At 66.0% G+C, this 1,790-nt stretch carries 1 protein-coding gene; it reads right to left on the bottom strand.

Features of this window, described 5'->3' with window-relative positions; all coding sequences use genetic code 11:
• Positions 1 to 1,790: Ig-like domain-containing protein (locus AACH00_RS19770; protein ID WP_341400901.1), on the bottom strand; the 1,790-nt coding region annotated here is incomplete at both ends.

The raw sequence follows: 1,790 nt of genomic DNA, 5'->3' as shown, positions 1-1,790 counted from the left end.
TCGTTGCGGCCGGTGACGGTGAGCGTCAGCGTGGTGGTCGAGGTCAGGCCGGCCGGGTCGGTGACGGTGTAGGTGAACACGTCGGACTGGCTCTCGCCGTCGTCCAGACCTTGCGCAGCGGCGTTCGGCGTGTAGGTGTACGAGCCGTCAGCCTTGAGGGTGAGGCTGCCCCAGGCGCCCACGACAGGCGAGCCGACCACACCGGCGGTGCCGTTGAAGGCAACGGCAGAGACAGCCAAGGAGTTGCCATCCGGGTCCACGTCGGTGCCTGCGGCACCCAGGATGACGCCGTTGGCAGCCGACACGATCAGAGCCGTGTCTTCGTTGGTGATGCCGGTGTCCGGCGCAGCGACAGGCGCGTCGTTCACGCCGCCCACATCGATCGACACGGTGGCGGTGTCGGTGCCGCCCTGGCCGTCGGAGATGGTGTAGGTGAAGGTGGCCGGGCCGTTGTAGCCGGGCGCCGGGTCAAACGTGACCGTGCCGTTCGGGTTGACGGTGACGGTGCCATTGGCCACGACGACCGGGGTGCCCACGGTGACGGGCTGGCCGTCGATCTGGGTGATGGTCAGCGGATCGCCTTCGACGTCCGTGTCGTTGCCCAGCACGTTGATCGTGACGGGCGTGTCTTCAGCGGCAGTGACCGAATCATTGATGGCGTCAGGCGCATCGTTGACCGGCGTGACATCCACATGCACATTGGCCTGAACCGGGGTCAGACCGTCGGTGACGGTGTAGTTGAAGTCGACCGGGCCGGTGGTGTTCGGGGCCGGGGTGTAGATCAGCTTGCCGTCGTTGGTCAGGCCGACCGTGCCCAGCGGCAGGCCAGCGGTGTCGAGCAGCTGAACAGGGTTGCCCACGCTGATCGGCTGGCCGTTGATGGCCGTGATGGTCAGCGTCGGGGTATCAGCGTCGGTGTCGTTGGCCAGCACGTCGATGGTGACGGGCGTGTCCTCAGGCGTGGTCGCCAGGTCGTCGCTGGCAGCCGGGGTGTCGTCCAGTGGGGTGACGGTGATGTCGAGCGTGGACGAGGAACCGGTGTTGGTCGTGTAAGAGACCTGCGGCACCGTGCCGTTGTAGTCGGCAACCGGCGTGAAGGTGTAGCCGCCATCCGCATTGATGACCAGCGTACCGACGCCTGCGATGGTGGCGGTAGTGCCAGCAGCGAAGGTGCCAGGCAAGCCGGCGACGCTGAACGAAGCAACGCTCAGGGTGTTGTCGATGTCGCTGTCGTTCGTCAGCACGTTGCCGGTGGCAACCGTGTCTTCAGCGACCGTCTTGGTGTCAGGCGCCAGGATCGACGCGTCATCAACCGGCGTGATCTGCAGGTTGACGGTGGCGGTGTCGGTGCCGCCACGGCCGTCGTCGACGGTGTAGTCGAAGGCGACCGGGCCGTTGAAGTCCTTGTTCGGGGTGAACGACAGCGAGCCGTCGTTGTTCATGCTCACCGTGCCTTCAGGCAGGGTGATGGTCGTGCCCGGGCTGATCGGCTGGCCGTTGATGGCCGTGATGGTCAGCGGGTCACCGTCCGGGTCGGAGTCGTTGGAGCGCGGATCGAACGTGACCGGGCTGTCTTCGAAGCCGGTGATGGTGTTGTCCTGCGCGACCGGCGGGTCGTTGACGTCGTCCACGACGATGCGCACGTTGGCGGTGTCGGACGAGGTGCCGTCAGTGACGGTGTAGGTGAAGTCGACCGGGCCGTTGTAGCCAGGCGCCGGATCAAACGTGACGGTCTGGTCTGGATTGAGCGTGACGGTGCCGATGGCATTGCCGACGTTGTCGAGCAAGGT

Source organism: Ideonella margarita (genome assembly GCF_038066635.1).
GTDB lineage: Bacteria > Pseudomonadota > Gammaproteobacteria > Burkholderiales > Burkholderiaceae_C > Ideonella > Ideonella margarita.
The sequence above is the reverse complement of the archived record's forward strand: the minus strand, read 5'-3'. Positions and strand labels throughout refer to the sequence as shown.